Raw genomic sequence first — 26691 nt, 5'->3', positions numbered from 1 at the left:
TCATGAACCGCTCTCCGTCGGCAGTCCCTCTTCGAAATGCAGGTAGCGGTCTACCGACCGTGCCAGGACCTCGTTGCCGTCGGCGGTGACGACGCGGTTCCACCAGGCACCGTAGATCCGGTCGAAGCGGTACCCGGCGAGCAGTTTGCCGGCGGCGCGGACGGCGTCGGGGCGCTCGGGGATGTGGTTGGCGTAGCTGTACATGATGCTGACCCAGCGGGGGTCGGGGCCGACGTTGACGATGTCGCCGGTGAACAGCGCGCCCTGCCCGTTCTCCCAGTGCATGACGGTGCTTCCCGGGAAGTGGACGGCCGGGTTGATCAGCGTCAGTTCGTCGGTCAGCCGGTGGGTCTGCCCGCTCCAGAAGCGCAGGGCGGGGTCGGGGCGACCGACCCAGCGGCGGTCGGCCTCGTGCAAGTAGACGGGGGCGTCGAAGGCGTGCGCCCAATCGACCATGGCCGAGTAGAAGTGGGGGTGGCTGATGGCGATCGCGGTGATGCCGCCGAGCTCCCGTATCTCCCGGATCATGGCGTCGTCGAGGTAGGGCACACAGTCCCACAGCACGTTGCCGGCGTCCGTGCGCAGCAGCAGGGCGCGCTGGCCGATGGCGAACTCGGGGGTGCAGCCGATCCCGAGGACGTTTGGACCCTGCTCCTCGAAGCGGCCCTGGTGGCCTTCGGCGCGCAGCTCGGCGAGGCTGGTCCACTGCTGGCCGTCGCGTCCCACGTACTGGCGCTCGTCCAGGCAGACCGGGCAGTCGGGGCGCGGGGCAGCGTACTGCGTGCCGCAGGTGCGGCAGATGGGCAGTGTCGATCCGGTGAGGTCAGCCACGGTAGCCTCCGGCCAGCTCGGTCAGGACGGACGGACGGCTGGGGTGCCAGCCGAGTTCAGCGACGGCACGCTGCCCGGACACCACCTGGTTCAGGCCCAGGGCCTCGGCGAAGGGGCCGCCCACGGCCTCGGCAGCCTGCTCCAGCGGCCAGGGTTCGGCCCGGCCGGTGCCGCCCGCGGCGACGTCGGCCGCCGCGGCCAGCGCCGCGACCGGTACCGCCTCGTGTGCCACGCCGTGCAGCACGCTGCCCGCACCGGCCTTGGCCACCGCCAGCACGAACAGGTCGGCGAGGTCGTCCACGTGGACCATCGGCCAGCGGGTCGCGGCCGATCCAACGTAACGGCCGGTGCCGTGCTCGCGCGCCCAGCCGGTCATCAGAGCGGGTATGCCGCCGCCCCGGCCGTACGCGATGCCGGGCCGCACGACGACGGCTCGTACGTCCTCCCCGCCCGTGGCCAGAACCCGCTGCTCGATGCGCGGACGGTAGCCGACGATGGTGATCGCGTTCGTGGGCGCGTCCTCGTCGACCGCCGCGTCGCCGGTGGCGCCGAGCACCCACACACCGCTGGTGTAGACGAAGGCGCGTCCGGTGCCGCGCAGCCGCTCGGTGAGCGCGTCCACGGCCGCCGTGTCCACTGCCTCGTCGCCGGTCGGCGTGGCGAGGTTCACCACGGCGTCGATGTCATCGGTGACGGCCGCCCGCAGCGAGGCCGGGTCGGTCAGGTCGCCCACCACCATCGTCGCGTCGGTCGGCGGCCGGCTCGCGTCCTTCATGAAGTGGACCACCTGGTGGCCCTCCGCCGCGAGCCGTTGCACCACGGCCGACCCTATGTAGCCGGTGGAACCCAGCACCAGGACCTTCACGTCCCACTCCCCTTTGCTCCTCGACAAGTTGAAGCGGGTGTTCCCCGCCTCACCAACGACAAAATCGAATCTAGGCGCGCACGGTCTGCCTCGGTCGCCGCAGCGTGCACGATCTCTCGACTTCACGTGCAGAGCCGGGACCCAGCGCGTGGCTGCGGTACTCCCCCGGAGTGAGGCCGTAGGCCTGGCGGAAGGCGCGGCCGAACACGGTGGCGTTGGAGAAGCCCCAGCGGGCGGCTATCAACTGAACGGACAGCGCGGACAGCTCGCGCCGCGCGAGATCGGCGCGGCAGCGATCGAGGCGGCGGGTCCTGATGAGGGCGGCGACGCCCTCGGGCTCGTCCCCGAACAGCGCGTAGAGGCCGCGCAGCGAGATGCTGTGGTGGTCGGCGACCGCTCGGGGGGTTAGCTCGGGGTCACCCAGATTGCGTTCGATGAAGACCTTCGCCCGCTCGAGAAGAGCACGGGCACGGATCTCGGGTGCGGTGCACTCCAGAGTGCCGAGCTGCTCGGCCAGGTAGGCCGTGGCCACCTCCAGGGCCACCCGCCCGAGAGCCGGGAGCTCCTCGCTCCGGCAATCCGGGCCGTTGTCGCGAAGGCTCGTCAGGAAGTCGGCCATCACCGCCCCGAGGCCGGTGCGCGGAAGCCGACGGGCAACGAGGTGGTCGACGCGCCTGGCTTGTAGGGGCAGCTCCGATCTCGGGATCTGAAGGACGATCACGCGGACCGGTCCGCCCCCGCGGTCGGTGTCGCACTCCAACGGGGCCGAGGTGTTGCTGACGATGAAGCCGTCGACGACCAGGCCGGAGTCCCGGCCGAGCTGGCAGGCCTTCATCGCATTGTCCTCAACCAGCGCGAGTTGGTACTGCTCGGGGTCGCCCCGCCTGATGTGCGCCGGAGTGCGGCGCGACCATACGGGCGAGAACTCGAGCGTCGACACCGTGAGCGCGCCCAGCTCGACTGCCCCGATGTCGGCGTGGAAGTCATGCGCCCGATCGGTTTTGATCTCCACGGGCAACAGGTCCGTGCACACCGTCTCGGTGAACCAGTCGAACCTCTCGGCCACCGGTACCTCACGGCCGGACGCCCGTGTCCACGTCCGACTTCTTGCACTCACCGACATTGATGACTCCCCCGATGTGATCTTCGTGAACGTTGATATGACGGATCTGAAGGTCTGGTCCCTGCCCCGGCGGGGGCGTACCTTCCGGGCGGACGCACACCGACGCGCACGTCAGGACGTCCCTTGCTTTTCGTGGACTTCGGCCCCGGCCGACGGGAGGTCGCCGGTGGTCTTGCCGTAACCGAGGGACTCTACGATCAACCCGTCCCGTACGAGCACGAGCGTCACGCCCCGGATCGAGTCGGCCGGTCCGTCGCCGAAGCGGTACCGCCAGCGGACCGTCGCCCGTTCACCGGTGACGACGACGGCCTCCGGGTCGAACCGGCCCGTACGGTCCTCGGCGAGTGCCCGGCAGAACTCCAGGCACGCGGCGCGGCCTTCGTAGCGGGTCCCGTCGGGGGCCGGTTCTTTCGCCTCCATCACGCAGTCATCGGCGATCAGGTCGCCGAGCGAGGAGGCGTCATGGTCGATGAAGGCGCGGTTGAAGCGGTGGACGACCTCGGCCGTGGTACGGAACGACATGTCGCGACCCCCTCGGGATTGAAATGATCGGTTCGCCCTGCCCGTCCGTCCTGACCCGGGCCTCGGTGCCGCCGGTTCATCGCGTTTCCCGCTGCGAGCCGGTCTCCCCATCCGCGACCGCGGGCGCGGGAATCGCGTGTTCGGCGGCGCGGCTGACGTGCTCCCATGCCGCCCAGGTGTCCATGCGGGTGTGGGCGATGTCGAACGCGAGGTCATAGACCATGCTCCCCAGCAGAAGACGCAGCGGCGGATCATCGCTGTCGACCAGCTTGAGCAGCGCCGCCGCGGCGAGCTGCGGATCGCTGTCGACCGACCCCTCGGCGAACTGCCTGGCCAGTTCCTCCCGCAGCGGCGCGTACGGCTCCAAGGGGCTGGTGCTGCGCATGGCGGTGTAGAGGTCCGTCCAGTAGCCGCCGGGCTGGAGAATGCTGACCTTCACCCCGAAGCCGGCTGCCTCCACGGCGAGGGCTTCGCTGAGGCCTTCCAGGGCGAACTTGCTGGCGCTGTAGAGGCCGGTGCTGGGGAAGCCCCCCAGAGCGGCGATGCTGGAGACCTGCACGAGGTGGCCGGAGCCTTGCTTCCGCAGGACGGGCATGACGGCCTGGGCGACCCAGAGCGCGCCGAAGAAGTTGAGGTCCAGTTGGGCCCGGGCCTCGGCCTCGGTGAACTCCTCGACCATGCCCATCGACAGCATTCCGGCGTTGTTGACGACGATATCGAGCCGGCCGAAGTGGCCCACTGCCTCGGTCACGGCGGCGAACACCGCGTCGCGGTCGGTCACGTCCACCCCTAGGGGCAGGACCTGCCCCGGGTAGGCGGCCGCGAGCTCCTCCAGCGGGGCCGTGGTGCGGGCCGCGCCTGCGACGCGGTCGCCGCTCCTCAGCGCCGCTTCGGCGAAGGCGTGGCCGAGGCCCCGGCTGGCGCCGGTGATGAACCAGACGCGGCTCGTGGTGTCGGCTGGGGTGTGCATGTGCGCGGCTCCTGTCTGGGAGGTGAGGTACCCGGTTCGGTCCGCCGGGTGGGGTGTGTCGGTGTTACGGGTGGGTGCGTGCGGGGGCGTGCCCGGTCCGCCGGTCAGCTCCTGCGCGCGCTCCGCACGGCCAGGGAGGTGAGGAGGGTGAAGACGGCCCCGGTTATCAGCACACCGTTGAGGGTGAGGTGGGTGGCGACGATGGCTCCGAAGAGGGCGCCGAGTGCGATGGCGAGGTTGTAGACGGAGGTGTTCAGGGCGGTGGCTGCCTCGGTCGAGTCGGGTGCCGCCTTGAGAATCCACGTCTGGACGGCCACCGGCACGCCGCCGAAGGCCAGACCCCATCCCATCAGCAGCAGGGCCCCGCCGACCGGAGTGCGGCCGGCGAAGGGGAAGACCGCGAGGATCGCGGTCAGCAGGACGCTCACAGTGAGGATGGTCGTGCGGACGTTGCGCTCCGAGGCCGCCGCGGCGAGGAAGTTGCCGAGGATACCGGCGACGCCGAAGCCGAGGAGGAGCGGGCCGATCGCGCCTTCGCCGATCCCGGCGGTGGTGCGCAGGATCGGGCTGACGAAGGTGAAGGCGGCGAAATGACCGCCGACCAGGAGGAAGGTGGAGAGGACGCCGGCGCGCACTACGGGGTTGCGGAACTGCCGTGGCAGCGTGCGCAGTTGGACGACCTGTTGGGCGGGCAGGGGAGGCAGCAGGAAGAGCAGGGCCACCAGGACGAGGAGACCCAGTGCGCCCGCGGCCACGAAGGCCGTGCGCCAGTCCGCCAGTCCCCCGATCAGCGTCCCGGCCGGGACGCCGAGGACATTGGCCGCCGTCGCGCCACCGAAGACGAGCGAGACGGCCCGGGGCACGGACCGTTCCGGCACCAGCCGCACGGCGAGGCCCACGGCGAGTGCCCAGAATCCGCCGATGCTGATTCCGACGAGGAAGCGCGAGCCCAGCAGCACGACGAAGTCGGGCGCTGCGGCCGACAGTCCGTTGGCCAACACCATCAGGGTGATCAGTCCGATCAGGGCGGCCCGCCGGTCGAGCCGACCGATCACCACCGGGAACAGCGGCGCCGTGACGGAGGCGACCAGGCCGGGTACCGTCACCATCAGCCCGGCGGTCCCCTCGGAGACGTCGAGGGACTCTCCGATGAAGGGGAGCAGCCCGACAGGCAGTGATTCGACCGTGACCAAGGCGAACGTCCCGACCGCCATGGCGACGACCGCGAGCCATCTGGTGAGCGGTACCCGCTCGTCGTCGCGCGTGGCGGGTCTCTCCGTGGTGTCCGCGATCGTCATGAGTGTGCTCCGGTCGGTAGGGTTCGGTCCGCCTCGAAGGCGTCGTGATCGATGGAGGCGGTGCTCTGGGCGAGGGCGATCCGCCATCGGCCGTCGTCCTTGGTGTCGTCCTTGGTCAGGACGTACACCGGGGTGCCGGGTGCCACGTCAGGGTGGGCGGCCACCACGGATGCCCATCGGCGCTGTGCCGCGCTGGGTCTGTCGCACCGGCTGCTGCGCAGGCCCGGACCGTCGTGACCGCGGAGCACCTCATCGAGGCGCCGCCCGTCACGGGTGATCGGCCGCTGACGGATCTTGACCACCGCGAGGTCGGGCCGGACGAACACGATGGACTCGGCTTCACACGTGACGGTCAGCGGCCGGTGGACCGTGGCGGGCAGCGACCTGCGGGCGAAGGCGCTGATCGCCGCCAACCCGGTCAGCGGGTCGCCGTGCGGAACGGTCCACACGGCCTCCTGGCCGAACAGCTCCGTGAACGCGTCCGGCAGTCCGTTCTGCTGGGCGTATTCGACTTGCGCGACGAGCCTGACAACGGCGCTTACGTCCTCCTCGGGAACGGCGACGCCGGCGACGAGCGGCTTCATGATGGTTTTCCTCCCTGAGTGTGTGGGCGTGCGGGGGCGTCCCCGTACAACCGGGACTTGTCTCCCGTCCGGGCACGCTCCAGCGGGCCGCCGGCGGCCCGCTGACAGTGCGGTGTCACCGTCACCAGGCAGCGGCTCCGGGCCGATGTCGATCCTTCAGCTTCCTGCCGCGCCCATCAACGCCGAAGATCAGTAAGATCCGATAACTCAGGCTTATGACGGGGGTCGGCTACACGTGGAAGTACGTGACATCGAGATATTCCTGACGCTGGCGGAGGAACTGCACTTCGGCCGTGCGGCAGCACGGCTGCACCTCACGCAGGCACGCATCAGTCAGGCGATCGGCCGTCAGGAGCGCAAACTCGGGGGCTTGTTGTTCGACCGCTCCAACCGCCGCCAGATCCGCCTGACGCCGCTCGGCAGCCAACTGCGTACCGACCTGTTGCCGGTCTACGCCAGCCTGCGCGACAGCCTCGAACGCGCCCGGATGACCGCCCGCGGCAAGTCCGCCCGCCTGCGCGTCGGCATGATGCCCTTCAACGTGCTCGACCTGCACCACTTCTGGAAGACGTTCCAGGCCCGCCACCCCCAGTGGGAGCTGCAGATCCGCAGGGCGCCCTACGTCGACCCCTTCGCAAGACTCCGCGAGGGCGACATAGACGTATTCATCACCTGGCTGCCGGTGGACGAACCCGATCTCACCGTCGGCCCGGTCCTCTTCCACGACCGCCGCGTCCTGGCCGTCTCCGCGGTCCACGAACTCGCCGGCAGAACCGCCGTGCCGGTCGAGGCGCTGGCCGACTTCGCCCACGCCATGCCCCCCGAGATGCCCGACTACTGGGAAGACGGCTACCTGCCGTTCTACTCACCCCGGGGCACGACGCTGGAGCGTATCGAGCAGGTCACCAATGCCGACGAACTGATCCACCTGGTGATCACAGGCGAGATCGTCCACCCCTTCCCCTCACACGTCACCCGCTACTGGAACACGTTGTCCCACGTGCGCTTCGTCCCCGTCCCCGACATGGGGACCATCCCCTACGCCCTGGTATGGCGCAGGGACGCCGAGAACGAACTCATCCGGGCCCTCGCCCAGACCGTCCGCGACATCGGCCCCGTGCGGTTCTGACGAGGCCCACGGACGGCCGTCTGTACCCGGCTTCGGCGTACCCCACTGCGAGGTCCACCGACACACCGCGTCCCGACCGGGCGCCTCGGCAGGGGTACCGCGCACCCTTGGTCCCGTTCGGGTGACTGGCCGCGCGCGTCCGGTCGCCGCCCCGGAGCAGTGGTCGACACTGGCGCCATGAAGACGATTTCAGGGGCGGGAGCGAGAGTGCGCACGGAAGTAGGAGCGGTGCTGGGCGCGGCCATCCTGCTCCTGGCGGCAGCCGCCACACCCGTCGCGGCTCAGCCGACCGCGGCACCGAGCCCGGTCGGCCACACATCGCGTGGGCAGGCGAACGTGGTCGGGCGCTGGACGGAAACCCTCCGCCGCGACAAGCCCGGCATCACCTTCTACGTACAGGATCTGACGTTCACCGCAGACGGCCACTTCACGCGCTTCGACAACGCCTGGTGCAACCAGAAGGTCTGCCCCATGTTCAAGCTCGCCGTGATCAAGGGCACGTACCGCACCCATGGCCACACCGTCCGGCTGATCACCAGCGGGGCCCAACCTCATGCGTATACCGGCCATGTCAGCGAGTCGGGCGATCGGATGGCGTTCAAGGACGGGGCAGACGGCACCGTGCATGTGGTGCACCGGGTGGCGGACGATCGCTGACGGCGGCGCGGAGGAGGGCCTCGTTCACTCCAGCACGCGGGTTTCGGAAAAGGCTCGGTGGCGCCGGACCCCCGGCAGGCGCACCGCGGTCACAGAGGCTGTTCGGGGGTGTCCAGCCACACGGTTTGCCCGGAGGGAGTGAGGGTCAGGCCGAGCCGGTCGCGGGCCGGGGCGCCGTGCTCCTGCCACCGCCGGTAGGCACTCTCGGCCTCGTCCCACAGGCGGCGCGGCCCGTACTGATCGACCTCGAACACATCGTGCCCGGGCACGTATTCGGCCGCCGCCCAGGAAACACGGTCATCCGCCAGGAGCCACAGCGTCGCCTCCTCGCTGCCGTCTTCCGCCTCGGCCAGCAGGTACCAGGCATCGGGCAGGGCGAGTCCGCTGAAGAACAGGGCGTCGCTGTCGCCCACCAGCACGCGCGGGGAAAGCATGGTGTGGGTGGTCGTGGCGTCTTCGGTGTGGTGCAGGAAGTCGGACAGGTAGCCGCGGTGTGGGCGTCCGGTACGGCTGCGCATGAACGCGGGGTAGCCGGTGAACCGCCCCTGCCCGATCCCGTCGGCGGTCTCCAGCACGGCGAAGGAGTGCGAGAACCAACTGCCGCCCCAGGGCGCCACGATCCGCCCTGAGGGGACCTGCTCCACCCACGCGTAGGGGATCTCGGGGACCGTGTACGTGGCGATCAGCCGCTGGTAGGGGGCGCCGTCGGACCAGCCCGCCGCTCCGTCGCCCACCACCACCCGCGGACTGTAGCCGGCCGACTTCAGATTGACGCCGGCCTGCTCGGCCAGCACCGGGTCGATGTCAAGGGTGGTCACCCACGCGTCCCCCAGGCGGTGGCACAGCCACGCCGCGTTGTACCCGGTAGCGGCTCCCAGCTCCAGGACCCGCTGCCCGTCACGGACATCGAGCAGGTCCAGCATCTCCACCATGACCGACGGCATCGAGCTCGATGAGGTGGGCAGCTCGTAGGCGCCCTCCTCGACCGGCCGCCCGTCATTGACCTGCGTGGTGAGTGGCAGGTCACCGTACACGGCAGTGAGCCACCGTTCTGGGGCCGTACTGCGGGAGATGACCCGCTGCAGCGTCTCGACCACATCCGGCAGGAACACAGCCCGCGGCACCTCAAGCACTGCCCGCTCCCACGGCGAGCCCGCCGCCAGAGCCCCCTTGTTGACCAGGATCTCCCGCAGCCGCTCCGGAGTGCTCACGACGCCGTCACTTCTTCTTCGGCGGTTCGCTGACCGGCTTGTTCCACTGCCCGTCACTCTCCTTGGGCGACTGCTGCTTGTCCCCGTCGGACCCACCCTTGCCGTCACCGTGCTTCGCCATGCCCGGCTCCTCTCCAGTGAGGTGGAACACGTCCCCACAGAGTCTGGCCCATCCACACAAGCAGCAATAGCCCGCCTGAACGCAGCTGTGCGAACACACCGGCTCACGGAGCACCACCACGGGACCTGGACCGACAGCGGCTATCGCACCCGCCGAGCCGTGAGCAGGACCGATTCGGTTGGGCCGCCGTTCGGGGCTCGCTCACCCCACGAACCGGGCCGTCCATTCCGACGAAGGCTCGGGCGATGAGGAAGGCTTCCGCGTCTGCCCCGACGGCGCCGATCGGTCGCGGTAGTGCGCGACCAGGTGGTCCGTGAGTACCGCGGACGCGCCCATGTGGGACAACGGGCCCGGCGGGCCCATCTGTTCCGCCTCGGCTCCGCCGCCCTCGGCCGCGCGGCGCATCGCGGTGACGTACGGGCGTACGCCGTCGAGGAGGTGCGCCATGGCCTCCGCCGCTCCCCCGGTGAGCCGCAGGCACTCCCTGAGCGGCGGCCACTCCGCGTGCCAGGCCCCGCCCGGCCGCTCCTCCTCGGCCGCCAGCGACTGGAAGAGCAGCAGAGCGTGCGCCGGGACCTGGAGCGCGGCGGCGCGCACCATCGCGGCGAGAGCCGGGTTCCGCTCGTAGGGCATCGCCGCGGAGGCGCCGTGCGCGATCGCTCCCGGCTCGGACGCCTCGGCGGTCTCCCGCCGGGTCAGTGCCTGTACTCCGACGGCTATCTCTCCCAGTGCCGCCGCCACCAAGGCGAGCGTCGCGCCCAGTTCCGCGACCGGAAACCGGCCGGCGGCCCAGGTCAGGCCCCCCGCGAGTCCCGCTTCATGGGCACGGGCCGCCATCAGGCGCTGTGCGCGGGCGACGAGGTCGTGGTCGGTGAGGCCGGGCCCGGGGTGGGGACGGGCCTGCTCCAGACAGCCCGCAAGTACCTCGGCCGCGCCGCCCAGACGTACCGGCAGTCCCGCCGCGGTGCGGTCCAGGTGTTCCGCCGCCGTCAGCAGCCCGGAAAGCCAGCCCGCCGCTTTGAGACCGACGGTTACCGGCATCACCTCGCGCCCGAGGGCCCCCGCGGGCAAGGGCGTGGCCCGGTGTTCCTCCGCAAGGTCTGCCAGGACCTGCGCGGCGTGGTCCAGATCGGCGCGGATGACGTCCAGCGCCCGCCGGGCCACCAGCATCGTGGCCGTGTCCAGGACGTCCTGGCTGGTGTAGCCGCAGTGCAGTGCCTGGGCCGCCGTCGGGTCCTGTTCCGCCACCGCCAGGAGCAGCGCCTCAGCCACGACGACCACCGGGTTGGCCGCTCCCCTGGCGCGGCGGGCCAGTTCGGCCAGCGGGAACCGGTCCGCGCACGCCGTCGCCGCGATCAGCTCGGCGTGTGCCGCCGGGGTGAGTCCCAGCCGTGCCCGTGCGCGGACGCAGATCGTCTCGGCGTCCAGGACGGCCTGGAGCCAGGCGCCGCCGTCGGTGATCCGTTCCACTCTCGTGCCCGCGCGGACCGGGGTGAGCAGTCCGCTGTCGGGGCCTGCAGGCGCGTACATACCCCGCCCCTCAGAGGGCGGGGCCGACGAGCGCGTCGGCAAGCCTCTCCCGCAGCCTTCGCTTGAGCACCTTGCCCGTCGCGCCGAAGGGGATGGTCCACTCGCCTTCGGCCGTCGTCAGCCGGGCGATCTCGGGCTGACCGGCGGCGCGCAGCGCCTCGTTCGCCCGTTCCAGGGCGTTCGGCTGGAGCGCGCCGCGCGGAGTGACCAGGGCGACGGCGGCCGGGCCGCCGTTGACGTGCGCCTCGACGACCGCGCAGTCGTCCACGTCCGGCAGGTGCGCGAGCAGCACTTCCTCCATGAGGATCGAGTATCCGGGGCCCGTCGGGGTGGAGATCGCGTCGACCGCCCGGTCCACGTGGTGGAAGCGCCCCAGCCGGTCGCGGTAGACGAGGTCCCCGGAGAGCCAGTAGCCGGCGAGCTGCGAGCGGTAGGTGGTGTCCGAGTCGCCCCAGTAACCGGGCGTGATCGTCGGTCCCTTGACGCCGAGGAGGCCGACCTCCTGGTCCTCGGCGGGGCTTCCGTCGGCGCGCAGGACGGCGATGTCGGCGTAGGGCTGCGGCCTGCCGATGCACCGGCTGTGGCCCGTGGTGCCGGGGACCGTGACCTGGCCCAGCACTCCGCCCCAGCCCAGCTCGGAGGCGCCGAAGCCGTCGACGAACATGGAGCCGGGGTGCGGCCGGCCGCCGCGCAGATGGCTGCCGCGTGCGGTCAGACGTTTGATGTGGGCCTGGTGGGAGGCGTCGCCGATGCTGATCCAGGTCTGCACGGAGGTCAGCGGTCCGGGGTCCTCGGGCAGGGTGGCCAGTTCGGCGTAGCTGCCGGCGAACGCGACGACCGTGGTGGGCAGGTGGGTGTCGATGGCGCGGGCCAGGTGGGCTCCGCCGCGGCCGGACAGCACGGTCAGCGGTACACCGGCCAGCAGAGCCATACAGGTGTAGCCGACCGCGGAGGCATGGGACTGGGGCAGGGCCGAGAGCAGCCGTGCCTCCTTCTGCTCCAGGAATCCGGGCAGGTGGTGGCGGATGCCGGCCATGGCCTGGCCGTGGGTCCACACGACCGGCTTCGGTACGCCGGTGGTACCCGAGGAGTGGCAGATCAGAACGGGATCGGCGTCGGCGTGGCGGTAGCGGGCCGACGCCGGGAGCGTGCGCCCCCCGTAGCCGTTGGGCAGGTCCGCGGTGTGGATCCAGCGCGGCGCTGCCGCGTCGTCGTCGAGTGCGCGTTCCAGCAGGGGGCGGCGGCGCTCGTCGGTGTGGACGCCCACCGCCGCGGTCCTGCGGATGAGCCCGGCGGCCACGTCGGCATCCAGGCCTCCGTTGATGAGCACCGCGATGGCGCCGATCCGGGAGAGCGCGAAGTAGTGCAGCTGGTCCTCGAAGGAGTCGTCGACCCATACGGCGACGCGGTCGCGCGGCATCACGCCGCGGTCGCTGTAGTGGCAGGACCAGGCTTCGACCAGGGCGTCGATGGCCCGGAGGCTGAAGTCGGTGCGGGCGCTGCCGTCGGTGTCGGTGACGGGCCGCTCGGCGGTCAGGCACAGCGCTTCGGGGGCGGGGCTCGTCTCCAGGGCGGTGCGCAGGACGTTGCCCGCGCCGACGGCCGGGTCCCCCGCGATGCGAGCCCGCAGGTGCGGCGGCATGAGGATGGAGGTGGTGGTCACGGTCACGGTCACTTTCCGGGCGGGGAGACGAGTTCGAGGAGGCGGTATTCGACGCCGGGCACGAGGGTGGTGCCCGAGGACTCCAGCGGCACGATCTCCAGACCTTCCTCCTCGGCCAGGGTCCGCAGGCGCTCGTCGTTGCCGAGGTTGCTGAAGCCGAGCAGCAACCGCCCGCCGGGGGCCAGGTGGCGGGCCGCGTCGCGCAGGTAGGCGCGGTGTGCCTGGTACCCGGGATCGAAGATGGCCCGGTGCAGGTCGGTCTCCTGGACGTGGTCCGCGGGCGGGTCGATGAAGCTGGAGTTCCAGAAGATGGTGTCGTAGCGGTCCTCCGGATCGAGCGCGGCGAACAGGTCGCTGCGCAGGGTCCGCACCCGGTCCTCGACGCCGTGGCGCAGCGCGTTGCGGCGGGTGTTCTCGACGGCGGCGGCGCTGATGTCCACCGCGGTCACCCGGCTGCAGCCGTTCAGCGCGGCGGTGACGGCCACGACACCGGTGCCCGAGCCGATCTCCAGGAGGCTGCCGCCCTCGCGGTAGGGGATCCAGGACGCGAACAGGCGGGTGGAGAAGCAGTAGACGGGTGCGAACACGCCGTCCAGCAGGTCCCATTCGCGTCCCAGGAGGTGGAAGGAGGACGGCCGGGTCTCGCTGGCCTGGTTCAGGCGCAGCAGCTTGTCGCCCAGTTCGAGGGTCATCGCGTTGCCTCCGCGGTCGGTGCGAGGGGATGGACGGCGTCGGGTTCGGTGCGGTCGCGGCCGGGGAAGGTCAGGCCGAGCAGTGTCAGCGGGGCGGTCGCCTTCACGGCGGTCTCCTCGAACTCCTCCTGCGCGTCGGAGAGCGCGATCACCGCTCCGCCGACACCGAACTCCACGCGGTCGCCGTGGGTGACGAGGGTGCGGATGACGATGTTGAAGTCGCAGGCGCCGGAGAGCGAGAAGTACCCGATGGAGCCGGAGTAGACGCCGCGCGGTCCCTCTTCGAGCCGGTCGATGATCTGCATCGTGCGTATCTTGGGTGCCCCGGTCATCGAGCCGCCCGGGAAGGCCGCCCGTACGCAGTCCACCGCGGTGCTCTCCTGCCGCAGCCGGGCCCTGACCGTGCTGACGAGCTGGTGGACGGTGGTGAAGCTCTCCACGGCGAAGAGCGGGTCGACCGTCACGGAGCCCAGTTCGGCGCAGCTGCCCAGGTCGTTGCGGACCAGGTCCACGATCATCAGGTTCTCGGCCCGGTCCTTGACGCTGTTCGCCAGGTCCGTGCGCAGGAGTTCGTCGTCGACGGGGTCGGCCGCACGCGGCCGGGTGCCCTTGATCGGCTTCGATTCGGCGACTCCCTCGGCGGTGACCTGGAGGAAGCGTTCGGGCGAGCAGCTGAGCACCGAGAGGCCGCCCAGGCGCAGCAGTGCGGCGAACGGGACCGGATTGGCCCGGCGCAGCGCCCGGTATCCCGCCCACGGGTCGAGGGCGCCGTCCACGCCCGCGATGTTGGTCAGACACACCTCGTACGTCTCGCCCGCCTCGATCTCCTTCTGGCAGGCGGCCACCAGGTCGAGGTAGCGGTCCTTGGCGTGGCGCAGCCGTGGCTGCGCGAAGTCCCCGGCGGCTCGGGGCGCCCGGGGCAGGACCCGGCCGGCGAGCGGGCGCAGCCGCTCCTCGGTCCGGCGCAGCCAGTCCTCGGCCGGTTCGGGGTCCGGTGCCTCGGCGAGCGCGAGCAGATACGTATCGCCGGTGGCGTGGTCGAACGCGACGGCCCGGTCCGCGAAGATCATTCCCGCGTCGGGGTGCGGCGAGCGGTGGACGCGGTCCCCGCCCGTTTCCGCCTTCAGCTCATAGCCGAGGTATCCCACCCAGCCGAGTGCGAAACCGAAGGGCAGCGTGGGCACTTCGACACGGCGCGTGGCCAGGTCGGCCCGGATCCAGTCGAAGAACGCACCGTCCGCGCGGTTCGTGCCCGCGCTCCCCTCAGTGGTGACCGAGCCCTCCCACACGTCCGCCGCGACGGTCCGCGCCAGGGGCCCCCGGGCATCTCCCATGAAGGAGAACCGGCCGCCCTGGGCGCTGGAGTGAAGGCTGCTGTCGAGCCAGAAGGAGCGGTCCGTGTCCCCGTACAGCTCGGCGAACACCACCTCCGGGTCGAGCGCCGGGCCCCCTTCCAGTCTGCGGGCGATCACCCGGTGGGTGTACGGCCGGTCAGCGGCGGCAGGCGGCTCAGTGCGGGCGGCGGCCGGAGCGGCCGGGCGCGTACCGGTGCTCTGCTGCCAACGGCGGGTCAGCGACGCGAAGTTCGCCATGAGCCGCAGTCCGTGCTCCGTGGAGATCGACTCGGGATGGAACTGCACGCCCCACAAGGGGCGGGTGCGGTGCCGGATCCCCATGAGCACGCCGTCGTCGGCGAACGCGACCGGCTCGATCTCCTCGGGCAGCGCGGCGGCTATCAGCGAGTGGTAGCGCACGGCCTCGAAGGGCGAGGGGAGGCCCTCGAAGAGGTCCTGGCCGTTGTGCTCGACCTTCGAGCTGCGGCCGTGGCGGACTTCGGGGGCCGGCTCGACCCGGCCGCCCAGGACGTGGCAGATGCCCTGGTGGCCGAGGCACACGCCGAGCACGGGGATGCGCGCGTCGCGGATGACGTCCGCGCACACACCGAAGTCAGCCGGCCGGTCGGGACTGCCGGGACCCGGCGAGATGACCACGTTGTCGAAGTCCCGCAGCCGGTTGAGGACGAAGGCGGGGTCGTCGTTGCGGACGACGACGGGCTCGGTGCCGGTGGTCTGTCCGATGTAGTGGTACAGGTTGTGCGTGAACGAGTCGTAGTTGTCGATGATCAGTGTTCTCAACGGACACCTCTGTCGGCGGCGGTCGCCGCGTACGCGAAGAGACGGGCGGTGGCGGTGGCCGGGACCGGCGGCGCGCAGACGCGAGGGGCGACGGGCTCGTCGCCGGGAGTGCGCAGCAGCAGCGCCACCGCGGTGGACCGGTGGGGGGCGGGCGCGGCGAGCGGGTCGGCGGTCGGCGCCGCCAGCGCCGCCAGGGTGCGCGGGCCCGCGGCGAGCTCGACGAGGACGGCCAGGACCTGCTCGGCCTCTTGGGCCTCAAGGAGCAGCGCGGCGGAGTCCAGGAGCGCGGCGCCGGTGTCGCGGACCGCGCTGACACAGGTCACCGGACCGGTGATGCGGTAGTCACGGGCGATCACGCCCAACACGGCGGTGGTGACGGTCTGGTGGAACAGCACCGGCTCGGCGACACCGCCACAGGCGACTTTCTCGCCCGCCAGATCGGCGGTGACCGCGTCGCCGGCCAGGCTCCCGAGCACGATGGCCGTACGCTCGCCCCGGTGCGCCACCGGGCTGTCCTCGCTGTCGGGTGCTCCCAGGCAACGGCGAACAGCGTCGTACACCAGCGGCGCGAACGGGGACGCCACGAAACCGGGCAGCCGGGGTGCCTTGCCGTCGCCGTCCACGGCGCTGAAGCCGGAGCCGACGACGGCCAGCGCGCCCGGGACGGCCGGGGGTGCCGCTTTCTGGGTGGGGTGCTGCGTTGTCACGGACGCTCCAGTACAAGGGCCGAGTTGACGCCGCCGAAAGCGGCGTTGAGCGAGAGGACCCGTCGTACGTCCAGGTGCCGGGGCCCCTCCGGTACGCAGTCCAGGTCGCACTCCGGGTCGGGTTCGGTGAATCCGGCGGTGGGCGGGACGATCCCCTCGCGCAGGGCGAGCAGGCAGATCACCGCCTCCAGTGCTCCCGCGGCCTCCAGCGCGTGCCCGGTCATGCTCTTGGTCGAGCTGACCGGAACCGTGCGTGCCCGCTCGCCGAACACGCGGTACAGCGCCTTCGTCTCGGCGGGGTCGTTCAACGGGGTTCCGGTGCCGTGGGCGTTGACGTAGTCGACGGAGGCGGGATCGGCTCCGGCCATGCGCAGGGCGGCTTCCGCAGCCGCGGCCAGTCCCGCGCCCTGGGGGTGGGGGTGGACCACGTGGTGCGCGTCGTTGGTCAGCGCCCAGCCCGAGACCACGGCCAGCGGCCGCGCGCCGCGCTCGCACGCCCGGCGCGCCGACTCCACGACGAACACCGCCGCACCGTCACCGAGCAGCAGCCCGGAGCGTCCCTTGGCGAACGGGCGGACCCGGCCGTCGGACGACAGGGCCCGCGCCTGGTCGAATTTGGCGAAGACCTCCGGGTCGACCAGATAGGCGCCGCCGCACAGGACCGCCTCCGCACGGCCCGTACGGACGAGTCGGCACGCGTGCGCGAGCGCGTCCGCCGCGGCCACACAGGCGTTGGTGAAGGCGGTCCGCGGCCGGCCCAGGCCCAGAGTGGTGGCGAGCTCCTCGACGACGTGCCCCGCCAGGCTCTGCGCGGTCGCCGCGGGGTCCGGCCGGTCCCCCGTCACCGTGTCCCGCCAGAAGGTGTGCACCCCCTGGAAGTCGCCCTTGGTGCCGATGAGTACCGGCAGCGCCGAGACGTCCCGGATCCCAGCGGTGTCCAGGGCGGTGCGGGCGCACTCCGCGAGAACCTGCGCCTGGCCGGGCTGCCCGCGCCCGTCGTCGTAGAGGGCCGCCACGTTGCCGCGTGAGCGGGAGGTGTCGAAGCGGGTCACCGGCGCGAAGGCGTGCCGGCCGGCGAACACCCCGTCCAGCAGGCGCTGTTCACCGGGGCCGAAGGCCGAGCGGACTCCGGCGCCGGTGATGACGACTGTCTCAGCGGCCATCGCTGGTGCCCTGCGGGGATGCCACCGCGTCCGGGTGGGTGCGCTGGAGGTAGTCATGGATGGCCAGCACCGAGGTGAAGCCTGCGAGGTCCTCACCGGTGGGGTCGATGACCAGCCCGTACTGGCTCTCCAAGGCGTGCTTGAGCCAGGTCAGCGCGAAGGAGTCGACGACCAGCTCGGTGTCGTCGCCGAGGTCGGCGGGCAGGCCGATCGTGGTGTTCTCGACGAGGATGGCGCGGATGTCGGCAGTGGTGATCATCAGTGGTTCGCTCCCGTGTCCTGAGTGGTTTCTTCGGCGACGTGCGCGGCGAGTTCGCCGATGGTGTAGCGGGGCAGCGGCCCCAGGTCGTCCGGGAAGGCGATCCCGTACTCCTGCTCCAGCTGGGTGGCGAGCTGGAGCAGGAAGAGCGACTCCAGTTCCAGCCCTCCGGCGCCCAGTGGCGTGTCGTCGGGCAGTGCGGCGTCGACCGGCTCGCCGGTCATGGCCTCCAGGGCGGCGCGCACGAACGCGCGGACTTCCTCATGCATGTCAGCTCCCGCTGGTGGCGTAGGCAGCGTGGAGGAGTTCCCTGCTGCGGATGATCTTTCCGTTGCTGTTGCGGGGCACCGCGGGCCCCGGGTAGAAGCGGCGGGGCACCTTGTAGTCGCTGAGCCGCTCGCGGCACCAGCGGACCAGTTCGCCGCTCTCCAGCTGCGGCTCGCAGCCCACGTGCGCCTCGATGACGTCTCCGGCCAGCACTACGGCCTCGTGCACGGCGGGGTGTTCCCGCAGGACGGCCTCCACCTCGACCAGGTCGACCTTCAGGCCGCCCACGACGGCGACCGAGTCGGCCCGGCCCAGGATCTCCAGGGCGCCGGTGACGGCGTCGATCCGGCACCGGTCGAAGGTGCGCAGCCAGCCGTCGCGATACCGGTCCACCCCGTCGTCGAGCAGATAGGGCGACCGGGCGAGCGCCACCTCCAGCCCGCCGTCCGCCTCCCGGACAGCGATGCCGGACACGGGCGTTCCCACGCCCGGCGGACGTGTGCTCCCGGCCAGGTCGGCCGCGATGATCCCGGTCTCGGTCGATCCGTATACGGGGCTGATGGCGACGTCGTATGTCTCGGCGAATCGGTCGTACACCTCGTGGGCGAGCACCTCTCCGGCGGAGACGGCGACCCTGAGCGCGGGCAGCGGTGTCGAAGTCACCCGCGAGAGGAGGTCGAAGTGGACGGGGACACCGAACACGGCCTCGGCTCGGGTCTCGACGGCGGCCCGCAGGATGTCGCTCGGCTGTGCGCGCGGTGGAAGGACGATCTCCACGCCCGCGTTGAGTCCGTGCAGCACACCGCCGATCAGGCCCATGGTGTGCAGCACCGAGTTGAGCAGCACGATCCGCTCTCCGGCCCCGGGCATGCCGGCGAGGGCGGTGTAGCTGTCCAGTTCGGCGAGCAGGGACTGCGGGGTGCGGCCGATCACCTTGGGCAGACCGGTGGAGCCGGAGCTGAACTGGACCAGGCACACCTCGTCCTGGGCCGGGCGGCCCGAGGCCCGCGCGGCGACCACCACGTCGCAACTCTCGACGATACCCGCGACGACCTGCCCGAGCTGCGGTGAGGTGATCAGGAACTGCGGCTCGCACCGGGCGAGCAGCCGGTCCGTCTCGGCCTGCTTCAGGCGCGGGTCGAGGAGCATGACCTGTGCCCCCAGCGACCAGGTCGCGAGCATCACCTGCAGGACCGTCAGGCCGGGCGGCATCTGCAGGGCGACCGAGGAGCCGCGGCGCACCCCCTCGGCGGCCAGCAGGGCCCGGGCCTCGGCCACCCGCTCGCGCAGCCGGCCCAGTGGTACCGGGTCGGTGACCCGCGCCCAGGGGGTGTCGGGGCGGCCGCGGTGCAGCAGGTGGGCGCCCCACCAGTCGGTGGTGTCCATGGGTGTTCTCCTCGTGTCCGTCACAGCGCGGCTCCCTGCGCGGTGTCTTCGTCCTCCAGCACCCGGGTGAGCAGGCACTCCGTGAAGGCTTCGAGCGTCGGGTGGGTGAAGATGTCCGAGACCGGCATCCGCACCGCGAAGGCGTGGGCGACCAGCGTCACGAGCCGCGCGGCGAGCAGCGAGTGGCCGCCGATGTCGAAGAAGTTGTCGTGCACGCCGACCCGCACCACGCCCAGCAATTCACCCCAGATCTCGGCCAGTTCCTCTTCGAGCGGGCTGCGCGGCGGTACGTGCTCGGCCTGGTGGATCCAGGCCTCGGGGCCCGGCTCGGGGAGCCGACCGCGGTCGATCTTCCCGTGCGGGCCGACGGGGAGGGCATCCACGGCGACGATGCCCGCGGGAATCATGTACTCCGGGAAGCGGCCGCGCAGCGCGCCCCGGATCGCGGTGGTCGTCAGCGCGCCCGGCGTGTCCAGGACGACATGGGCGAGCAGCCGGGGCTCCTCCGCGACCCGGTGGACGCCGACCACCGCTTCGGCGATCCCGGGCACGGCCTCCAGTCCGTGGCGCACCTCCTCGGGCTCCACCCGGTAGCCACGGATCTTGACCTGACCGTCCTCGCGGCCCAGGTACTCGATCTCCCCGGAGCGGTTCCAGCGCGCGAGGTCGCCGGTGCGGTACATCCTGCCGGGCGCGAACGGGTCGGGCAGGAACCGCTCGGCGGTCAGGTCCGGGCGGCCGAGATAGCCGCGTCCCACCTGCACACCGCTGATGTAGAGCTCTCCGGGCACACCCACGGGAACCGGCTGGAGGTCCTCGTCGAGGATGCGGATGGCGGTGTTCGCCACCGGGCGTCCGATCGGCACGGTGGCCGCGTCCTCACCGGCCAGGCACGGGCGTGCCGTCACGTCGATGGCCGCCTCGGTGGGGCCGTACAGATTGTGCAGCTCGCAGTCGAAGGCACGGTGGAAGGCGGCCGCCAGTCGCGGGGTGAGCGCCTCGCCGCTGCACAGGACCCGGCGCAGGGCGGGCAGCGGCGCACGGTCGCCGCTGTCGAGGAACGACTGGAGCATCGAGGGGACGAAGTGAACGGTCGTCACCTCCTCAGCGCGGCACAGCTCGACGAGGTGGCGCACGTCGCGGTGGCCGCCGGGACGGGCCAGGACCAGTCGCGCGCCGCTGGCCAGGGGCCAGAAGAACTCCCATACGGACACGTCGAATCCGAACGGGGTCTTCTGCAGCACGCGGTCGCTCGCGTCGAGCCCGTAGCGCTGCTGCATCCAGCGCAGCCGGTTGACGACTCCCTCGTGCTCGTTCATCGCCCCCTTGGGCAGGCCCGTGGAGCCGGAGGTGTGGATCACGTACGCCAGATTGCGCGGCCGCACTCCCGAGTCGACGCGCTCGGCGCTTTCGCCGTCCAGGACGGCGAGGTCCTCGTCCAGGACGACCACCGTGCCCGGGAAGGCCGCGAGCAGGTCGTCGGGCAGACCGCCGGACGGGCAGGTGAGCAAGACCTGGGCCGACGAGTCCGTCAGCAGATGCCGCAGCCGCTCGTGCGGGTACTCCGGATCCATGGGTACGTAGGCGCCGCCCGCCTTCAGTACACCCAGCAGCGCGACGACGAGCTCCAGGGACCGGGGCAGGCAGACACCGACCCGGGACTCGGGCCCCACTCCCTCACGGCGCAGCCGGGCGGCCAGCTGGTCGGCGCGGCGGTCCAGCTCACGATAGGTGAGCGAGCGGCCTTCGAAGACCGCGGCGACGGCATCCGGTGTGCGGTCCACCTGCTGCTCCACCAGCTGGTGGAGCAGGCGGGGGCCCGGCCAGTCCTGGGACGTGCCGCTCCACTCGGTGAGCAGGGTGCGGCGCTCGGCGTCCGGCAGGCCGTCCAGCTCGGCGAGCGGCCTCCCGCTCGCCCGCAGGCACTGCCGCAGGACGGCCGTGTAGTGCGCGGCGAAGCGGGTCGCGGTCGACGCGTCGAACAGGTCGCGGTTGTACTCCCAGCGCAGCGTCAGCGCGTCGGTCGCGTCGAAGACGTACAGCGTGAGGTCGTAGACCGCGCTGGTGTTCGCCAGCGGCGTGCTGCGCAGCAGCAGGCCGCCCACGTCCGCGGAACCGTTTCCGGAGACGAACTTGGCGACCCCGTCACGTCGGCGGTCCTGCGGGCGGTCGTACACGAAGAGCGTGTCGAACAGCGGGGACCTGCTGGGGTCGTACTCGGGCCGCAGCCGCTCCACGAGCGCGGGGAAGGGCACGCTGCCGTGGCGCATGGCGCGCAGCACCGAGCTGCTCAGCTGGTGGAGCAGCTCGCTGAAGGCGAGCTCCCCGGTCACCTCCGTACTCAGCACCAGCGGGTTCACGAAGTTCCCGACCGTGCGGCGCACTTGAGGGCGCATCCGCTGCGAACCGGCCGTGCCCAGCACCACGGAACGCTGTCCGGTCATCTTGGCGAGGAACACCTTGAACGCGGCGAGCAGCACCACGTACCGGGTGACGCCCGCTTCCTTGGCCACCCGCTCCACCTCCTCCGCCAGCTCGGCGGGCAGCGGCAGGTGGTGCACACCGCCGCGGTAGGAGCGCGCGGGGAGGCGGGGCCGGTCCGCGGGCAGGTCCGCGACCGGCGGCAGGTCCGCAAGCTGCGCGTCCCAGAACTCCAGGCCGCGCCGCCCGGCCGGACCCTCCAAGAAGCCGGCCTCCCACGTGCCGTGCTCGGCGAAGGGGGTGCCCGGTGCGGGCAGTTCGGCCTCGGTGCCCTGAAGGGCCGACCGGTACAGCACGGCCAGCTCCTCGAAGGCGAGCAGCACCGACTCGAAGTCCCAGGCGATGTGGTGGAAGACGAACAGCAGCACCTCCTGCCCGTCGGCCTCGAACCGACGTACGCGCAGCGGGGGCTGTCGGGTCAGGTCGAAGGGGCGGTTGGCTTCAGCGAGCACGGCGGCGTCCAGATCCGTGGCCCCCACGGCGCCCTCGTGGTCGCCGAAGTCGACGGCCAGGGCCGCGTGGACGGTCTGGACGGCGTTCTGGTCCTCGCCGCGCAGCGACACCGTGGTGCGGGTGGCCGGGTGCCGGTCCACCAGCGCCTGCAGCGCCGTGCGCAGGGCCGCGGCGTCCAGATCACCGAGCACATCGGCACGCAGGGCGATGTGGTAGACGGAGCTCTCCCGTGCCAGCTGGTACACGTGCCACATGGCGCGCTGGGACCAGGACAGCGGCCAGTCCACCCGCTCGGTCGCGCTCACAGGTCCGCCCCGTCCGCCTCGGCCGACTCCAGCTCGGCCAGCATCCGTTCGGCCACCAGGACGGTGAGCTCCGCCACGGTCGGGCGCGCGAAGAACTCCTGGAGCGAGACGGTGACACCCAGCTCCTCACCGATGCGGTACACCGTCTGTACGGCGAGCAGCGAGTGGCCCCCGAGCACGAAGAAGTCGTCCAGCACACCGACCCGCTGCACGCCGAGCACGTCCTGCCACACCCCGGCGACCGCCTCTTCCAGCGGCGTGCGCGGTGCGACGTGCTCGGCCCGGGCCGCGGCGCGCGCCGCGGGCACGGGCAGCCGGGCCGCGTCGAGCTTGCCGTTGGGGGCGATGGGCAGCGCCCGCAGGACCACGATGTGGGAGGGCACGGCGTACTCGGGCAGCCGACCCGCAAGGAACTGGCGCAGGTCCTGGCCCAGTTCACGGTTGAGCTTGCGCCGGAACGGCTCGTTGTGCTGCGGGGAGGCGGCTGCCACACGGGCATCGGGGTGCCACACGGCGCTCGTGCCGGGCTCGGTGACCAGGACGTCGTAGTGGCCCAGGCGGCCGGAACGGGCCGGCTGCACCGCCACGCCGACCCCGTGGGGCGCCTCCAGGGCCCACCACTCCTCGGGATTGGGCCCGCCCCCCTCGGCCGGGCTGCCGGACAGCTCGCGGGCGGGCCGCTCGTCGGCGCCCGCGCCCGCCGCACGCCACGTCTCCACATCCAGCCGGGTGCGGCCGTCGGGCACGTCGCGCAGCAGCAGCGGGGGACGCTCACCGGCCGCCAGCCACCGCTCCAGAGCCCGCGGTGTCCGCTCCGCGGCGCTGTCCGGCACGGAGGCGACCGACTCGGGCTTCTCGCCGGCCGTCAGCAGGGCGTCGAAGCGGAACTTCGACAGTTCGTTGGCGATGTGGCCACGCTTGAGCAGCACGTTCACACCGGCGACTCCGGGCAGTTCGGAGCCCAGGGCGGCGAAGTAGGCCGGGGTGAGCAGGAGTTCGCCCTCGTCCTCGGCCGCCGCGACGGCCTGCCGCAGCAGCTCGCCCGCGGTGGCGTCCTGGTCCGCCTGGTGGACGGCGACGGACATCTGGAAGGCTTCCAGGAGCCGCAGGTCGCGTACGTCCCCGACGAAGACGTGGCCGCCGGGCCGTACGACGCGCACGGCCTCGCGCAGCACCTCGCGCAGGTACTCCGCCGAGGGGAAGTACTGGATGACGGAGTTCAGCAGCACCAGGTCGACGCTGTCGTCCTCGAAGCCGCGGAAGTCCGCCGCCTCCCGCTGCTCCAGGCTCACCGACGCGAACCGCTCAGCGTCGGCGTCCAGGGTGCGCCGCAGCGTGGCCAGCACTTCCCCGGAGATGTCCGTGCCCACATAGCGGCGAGTACCCGGCGCCAGCCGGTAGAGCAGCAGGCCGGTGCCGCAGCCCACTTCGATGACGGACTCGGGGGCGAGCGCGGCCACCCGTGCCACGATCCCGTCGACCGACTCGCGGATCTCCCCCTCGGTCATCTCCTCGCCCGTGTAGCTGCTGTTCCAGCCGGTGAGGTCGAGCAGGGGGTCGCCGAAGGTGTCGGCGTCCGCGGCGCCGTAGACGCTCTCGAAGACCTGCGTCCACTCGCCGACCTGCTGCTGATCGATGACCGGGGTGCGCTCGGCGCAGTAGTCGGCGCTCGGCACCGCGTACGCCACCAGGCTGGTGGTGCCGTCGGCCAGCTCGCGCGGGACGACGAGGGCCTGCTCGACGGCTTCGTGCTCCAGCAACTGCGAGCGGATGGCGCCCGGTTCGACCCGGAAGCCGCGGATCTTGGTCTGTTCGTCGGCCCGCGCCAGGAAGACGGGCAGCCCGTCGGCCCGGAGCAGGGCCAGGTCCCCGGTGCGGTAGAGCGTCGCGCCGGGGCGCGGGTCTCTCCCGTCGGGCACGAAACGCTCGGCGGTGAGCTCGGCGCGGCCCAGGTAGCCCCGGCCGACGCCGGGCCCCGCGATGTACACCTCGCCCGGAACGCCGACCGGCACCGGGCGCCGAGCCTCGTCGAGGACCAGCAGCCGGGTCGCCCCCAGACCGGTGCCCAGTGGGACGGAGCCACCGTCGGCGTACGCGGCGGACCACTCGCGCGGCAGGACGAAGGCGCTGGCGCCGACGCAGGTCTCGGCGGGCCCGTAGTGGTTGACCAGCGTGCACTGCCCGGCCGCGGCGACCAGTTCGGCTGCCCACCGCGGGTCCAGGTACTCACCGCCCAGGATCAGCAGCTGCCGGGGGAAGGCACCGCTCCCGCCGCCCGCGGCGAGCAGGGAACGGAAGTGCGAGGGCGTCGTCTTGAAGCAGTCCAGTTCCCGGTCGCGCACCAGCTCGGCGAAGGCCCGGGGGTCGAGCATGCTGTCGCGGTCCACCGGGTGGAAGCAGCCACCGGTCAGCAGCGCCCCGAACAGGGCGGTGTAGCCGAGGTCGACGGAGGGCGCCGCGATGGTCGCGTGGTTCCAGCCGGGCTGGAAGCCCAGGCGGTCGGCGGCCGCCGCGGTGTAGTGGGTGAGGTTGCCGTGCGTGATCGCGACGCCCTTGGGCCAGCCCGTCGAGCCGGAGGTGAACACGACGTACGCCAGGTCGTCCGGCCCCACCGGCACGGCCGGGCCGGTCGCGGGGCTGCCGTCGGCGAGCGCGGCCAGATCCGCCCACGGCAGACCCAGCGCGTCGAGGCGGTCGACGGCGTCCGGTACGGGAAGCAGCATCAGGGCGACACCCGCGTCGTGCACGACATGGGCGAGGAGTTCGTCGGGCTGGTCGAAGTCGACCGGCACGAAGGCGGCGCCCGCCTTCAGGACGGCGAGCATGGCGACGACCGCGTCCACCGTCCGATCCGCGCGGATGCCGATGCGCTGTCCCGTCAGCACCCCGCGCGCCACCAGCCCGTGTGCCACCCGGCTCGCCCGGGCGTCCAACTCGGCATAGGTGAGCCGCTCCTCGGCGCCGACCAGGGCCGGCGCGTCGGGGAAGACCGCGGCCACTTCGGCGAAGACGGTGTGCACGGGGCGCGGGTCGGGCGTGTGGGCCGCGGCGGGCAGCCCGAGGAGGCGGTCGCGCTCGGCCGCGCCCATGCAGTCGAGGTCACTGACGTCCTGGTCGAGGTCGGTGATCTGGGCGACCAAGGCCCGCAGTGCCTGGGCGAGGTCCTCGGCCGACGCCTGCGCATCCGCTCCGGCGCGCAGCTCCAGCACCGCAGCCCCGTCCTGCTCAACTGCCACCAGGCGTACGTCGTAGGGCTCGGCGTCCACCGTGCACTCGACCACGGTGAAGGCGAGGTCCGCGCTCGGAATCCGGGCCGCGCGCAGCCACTCGAACTGCAGCGGCAGCAGCGAGGAGGCGGCGGGAGCGTCACCCGCGCCGGCGGGCCAGACGCCGGACTCGGCATACTCACCGAAGACCTCAGCCGCCTCCGCCAGGGTCGCGGCAACCTCGCCCAAGCCCCGCCCGGGGGCGGTGTCCACCAGGACGGGCAGGGTCCGGGCCGTGGGGCCGACGACCGACTCCAGCTCCTCGAAGCCGCGCCCGTCACGGACCACTCCGAGCACCACGTCCGTACGGCCGGTCCGACGGCCCAGGACGACCGCCCAGGCCGCCGCGACCACCTGCTCCAGCGGCAGCCCGCGTTCCCGGGCGAGCCGGGCCAGCGGCTCCAGCTCGTCGGCGGTGAGCACCGCCGAGGAGCTGCCGGCCGCGAGGGCCAACTCCGGCAAGGCGGCGCGCGGGCCGTTTGCGGTGAGCCGGGCCGGCTCGGGGAGCTCGCCCGGCACCGGCCGGTCCTGCCCCGCCTCCTCGGCGGCCACGTCCTGCCAGGCGGCGAACTGCGCGTAGGACACGGCCTCCGGCAGCTCGACGCCCCGGTAGGCCTCCGCCAGATCCTCGGCGATCACCGAGAGGCCGGTGCTGTCGGTGCACAGGGCCGACACGGTGACCTCCAGCCGGTGGCGCCGGGGGCCGATCTCCCTCAACACGGCGGCCAGCACCCCGTCACCGGCGGCTTCCCCATCCCCCCACACCAGCGTCGCCTCATCCGCCACGACCTGCACCGGCAGCGCGCCGGGTGCGTCCGACGCCGTCGCGAACCGGGTGCGCAGCGCCTCGTGCCGGGCGGCGACCGCGCGGAGCGCGGCACGCAGCCGGGCCGTGTCCGGCTGTCCCTCGATGTCGAGGACCAGCCGGGCCGAGGGGGCGTTCACCGAACGGCCGCCGAGGTGCCACAGTCGGCGCTGCTGCTCGGACAGGGGGTAGCCCTCGATGACGTCTGAGTCGGTTCGCATTCCCTGGTCTCTCCTGTGTGGTGCGTGGAAGTCGGTGCGTACGGGCC

Annotated in this window: 21 protein-coding genes; 2 read left to right on the top strand and 19 right to left on the bottom strand. The window is 72.0% G+C overall.

Annotated elements, in window-relative coordinates; genetic code table 11:
• The 7 genes from IE252_RS36110 to IE252_RS36080 form a co-directional block, all read right to left on the bottom strand.
• A complete protein-coding gene (locus IE252_RS36110) occupies positions 1-831 on the bottom strand; it encodes an MBL fold metallo-hydrolase (protein ID WP_190093707.1) in 831 nt (276 codons plus the stop codon).
• Positions 824-1696 carry an NAD-dependent epimerase/dehydratase family protein gene (locus IE252_RS36105; RefSeq protein ID WP_190093706.1) on the bottom strand — a complete coding sequence of 291 codons (873 nt, stop codon included), beginning with the start codon at positions 1694-1696 and terminating at the stop codon, positions 824-826. Before IE252_RS36105 ends, IE252_RS36110 begins: the two co-directional genes overlap by 8 nt.
• A 70-nt stretch (positions 1697-1766) precedes the next feature.
• Positions 1767-2762 (bottom strand): AraC-like ligand-binding domain-containing protein, encoded by a 996-nt coding sequence (locus tag IE252_RS36100; protein WP_229849009.1) that lies wholly within the window; start codon positions 2760-2762, stop codon positions 1767-1769.
• Between the two features lie 168 nt (positions 2763-2930).
• The gene (locus tag IE252_RS36095; protein WP_190093704.1) at positions 2931-3341 is read right to left on the bottom strand and encodes a nuclear transport factor 2 family protein; all 411 of its coding nucleotides are present in this window, start codon (positions 3339-3341) and stop codon (positions 2931-2933) included.
• A 76-nt stretch (positions 3342-3417) separates the two neighbouring features.
• Positions 3418-4311: an SDR family oxidoreductase gene (locus IE252_RS36090; protein ID WP_190093703.1), complete on the bottom strand. Its 894-nt coding sequence runs from the start codon at positions 4309-4311 to the stop codon at positions 3418-3420.
• A gap of 104 nt (positions 4312-4415) precedes the next feature.
• Entirely contained in the window at positions 4416-5609 is a 1194-nt protein-coding gene (locus IE252_RS36085; RefSeq protein ID WP_190093702.1) for an MFS transporter, read from the bottom strand.
• Positions 5606-6193 (bottom strand): SgcJ/EcaC family oxidoreductase, encoded by a 588-nt coding sequence (locus tag IE252_RS36080; protein ID WP_190093701.1) that lies wholly within the window; start codon positions 6191-6193, stop codon positions 5606-5608. Before IE252_RS36080 ends, IE252_RS36085 begins: the two co-directional genes overlap by 4 nt.
• A gap of 235 nt (positions 6194-6428) precedes the next feature.
• Between IE252_RS36080 and IE252_RS36075 the strand changes: the two genes are divergently transcribed.
• Positions 6429-7322 (top strand): LysR family transcriptional regulator, encoded by an 894-nt coding sequence (locus IE252_RS36075; protein ID WP_190093700.1) that lies wholly within the window; start codon positions 6429-6431, stop codon positions 7320-7322.
• Between the two features lie 228 nt (positions 7323-7550).
• Positions 7551-7979, top strand: a complete 429-nt coding sequence (locus IE252_RS36070) for a hypothetical protein (RefSeq protein WP_190093699.1) — start codon at positions 7551-7553, stop codon at positions 7977-7979.
• 89 nt (positions 7980-8068) lie between these two features.
• Here IE252_RS36070 and IE252_RS36065 read toward each other — a convergent pair whose 3' ends face one another.
• From IE252_RS36065 to IE252_RS36010, 12 genes are all read right to left on the bottom strand, one after another.
• A complete protein-coding gene (locus IE252_RS36065; RefSeq protein ID WP_190093698.1) occupies positions 8069-9190 on the bottom strand; it encodes a methyltransferase domain-containing protein in 1122 nt (373 codons plus the stop codon).
• A 322-nt stretch (positions 9191-9512) separates the two neighbouring features.
• Positions 9513-10841: a lyase family protein gene (locus IE252_RS36060; RefSeq protein ID WP_190093697.1), complete on the bottom strand. Its 1329-nt coding sequence runs from the start codon at positions 10839-10841 to the stop codon at positions 9513-9515.
• A gap of 10 nt (positions 10842-10851) precedes the next feature.
• Positions 10852-12504 (bottom strand): class I adenylate-forming enzyme family protein, encoded by a 1653-nt coding sequence (locus IE252_RS36055; RefSeq protein WP_190093696.1) that lies wholly within the window; start codon positions 12502-12504, stop codon positions 10852-10854.
• Positions 12505-12512: 8 nt separating this feature from the next.
• Complete coding sequence (locus IE252_RS36050; RefSeq protein ID WP_190093695.1) at positions 12513-13196, bottom strand: methyltransferase; 684 nt, start codon at positions 13194-13196, stop codon at positions 12513-12515.
• Positions 13193-15331: an aminodeoxychorismate synthase component I gene (pabB, locus tag IE252_RS36045; protein ID WP_190093694.1), complete on the bottom strand. Its 2139-nt coding sequence runs from the start codon at positions 15329-15331 to the stop codon at positions 13193-13195. Before pabB ends, IE252_RS36050 begins: the two co-directional genes overlap by 4 nt.
• Positions 15328-16038, bottom strand: coding sequence for a beta-ketoacyl synthase N-terminal-like domain-containing protein (locus IE252_RS36040; RefSeq protein WP_190093693.1), 711 nt, complete (start codon positions 16036-16038; stop codon positions 15328-15330). The genes pabB and IE252_RS36040 overlap by 4 nt, the downstream gene beginning before the upstream one ends.
• Complete coding sequence (locus IE252_RS36035) at positions 16035-17201, bottom strand: beta-ketoacyl-[acyl-carrier-protein] synthase family protein (RefSeq protein ID WP_190093692.1); 1167 nt, start codon at positions 17199-17201, stop codon at positions 16035-16037. The genes IE252_RS36040 and IE252_RS36035 overlap by 4 nt, the downstream gene beginning before the upstream one ends.
• Positions 17191-17460 carry an acyl carrier protein gene (locus IE252_RS36030; protein ID WP_190093691.1) on the bottom strand — a complete coding sequence of 90 codons (270 nt, stop codon included), beginning with the start codon at positions 17458-17460 and terminating at the stop codon, positions 17191-17193. The genes IE252_RS36035 and IE252_RS36030 overlap by 11 nt, the downstream gene beginning before the upstream one ends.
• Entirely contained in the window at positions 17460-17729 is a 270-nt protein-coding gene (locus IE252_RS36025; protein WP_190093690.1) for an acyl carrier protein, read from the bottom strand. The genes IE252_RS36030 and IE252_RS36025 overlap by 1 nt, the downstream gene beginning before the upstream one ends.
• Position 17730: 1 nt before the next feature.
• A complete protein-coding gene (locus tag IE252_RS36020; RefSeq protein ID WP_190093689.1) occupies positions 17731-19113 on the bottom strand; it encodes a class I adenylate-forming enzyme family protein in 1383 nt (460 codons plus the stop codon).
• A gap of 20 nt (positions 19114-19133) precedes the next feature.
• Positions 19134-22352: a non-ribosomal peptide synthetase gene (locus IE252_RS36015; RefSeq protein WP_190093688.1), complete on the bottom strand. Its 3219-nt coding sequence runs from the start codon at positions 22350-22352 to the stop codon at positions 19134-19136.
• The gene (locus IE252_RS36010; RefSeq protein WP_190093687.1) at positions 22349-26644 is read right to left on the bottom strand and encodes a non-ribosomal peptide synthetase; all 4296 of its coding nucleotides are present in this window, start codon (positions 26642-26644) and stop codon (positions 22349-22351) included. Before IE252_RS36010 ends, IE252_RS36015 begins: the two co-directional genes overlap by 4 nt.
• Between the last annotated feature and the right edge of the window lie 47 nt (positions 26645-26691).

This window comes from Streptomyces melanogenes (genome assembly GCF_014649795.1).
GTDB classification, from domain to species: Bacteria; Actinomycetota; Actinomycetes; order Streptomycetales; family Streptomycetaceae; genus Streptomyces; species Streptomyces noboritoensis.
The sequence above is the reverse complement of the archived record's forward strand: the minus strand, read 5'-3'. Positions and strand labels throughout refer to the sequence as shown.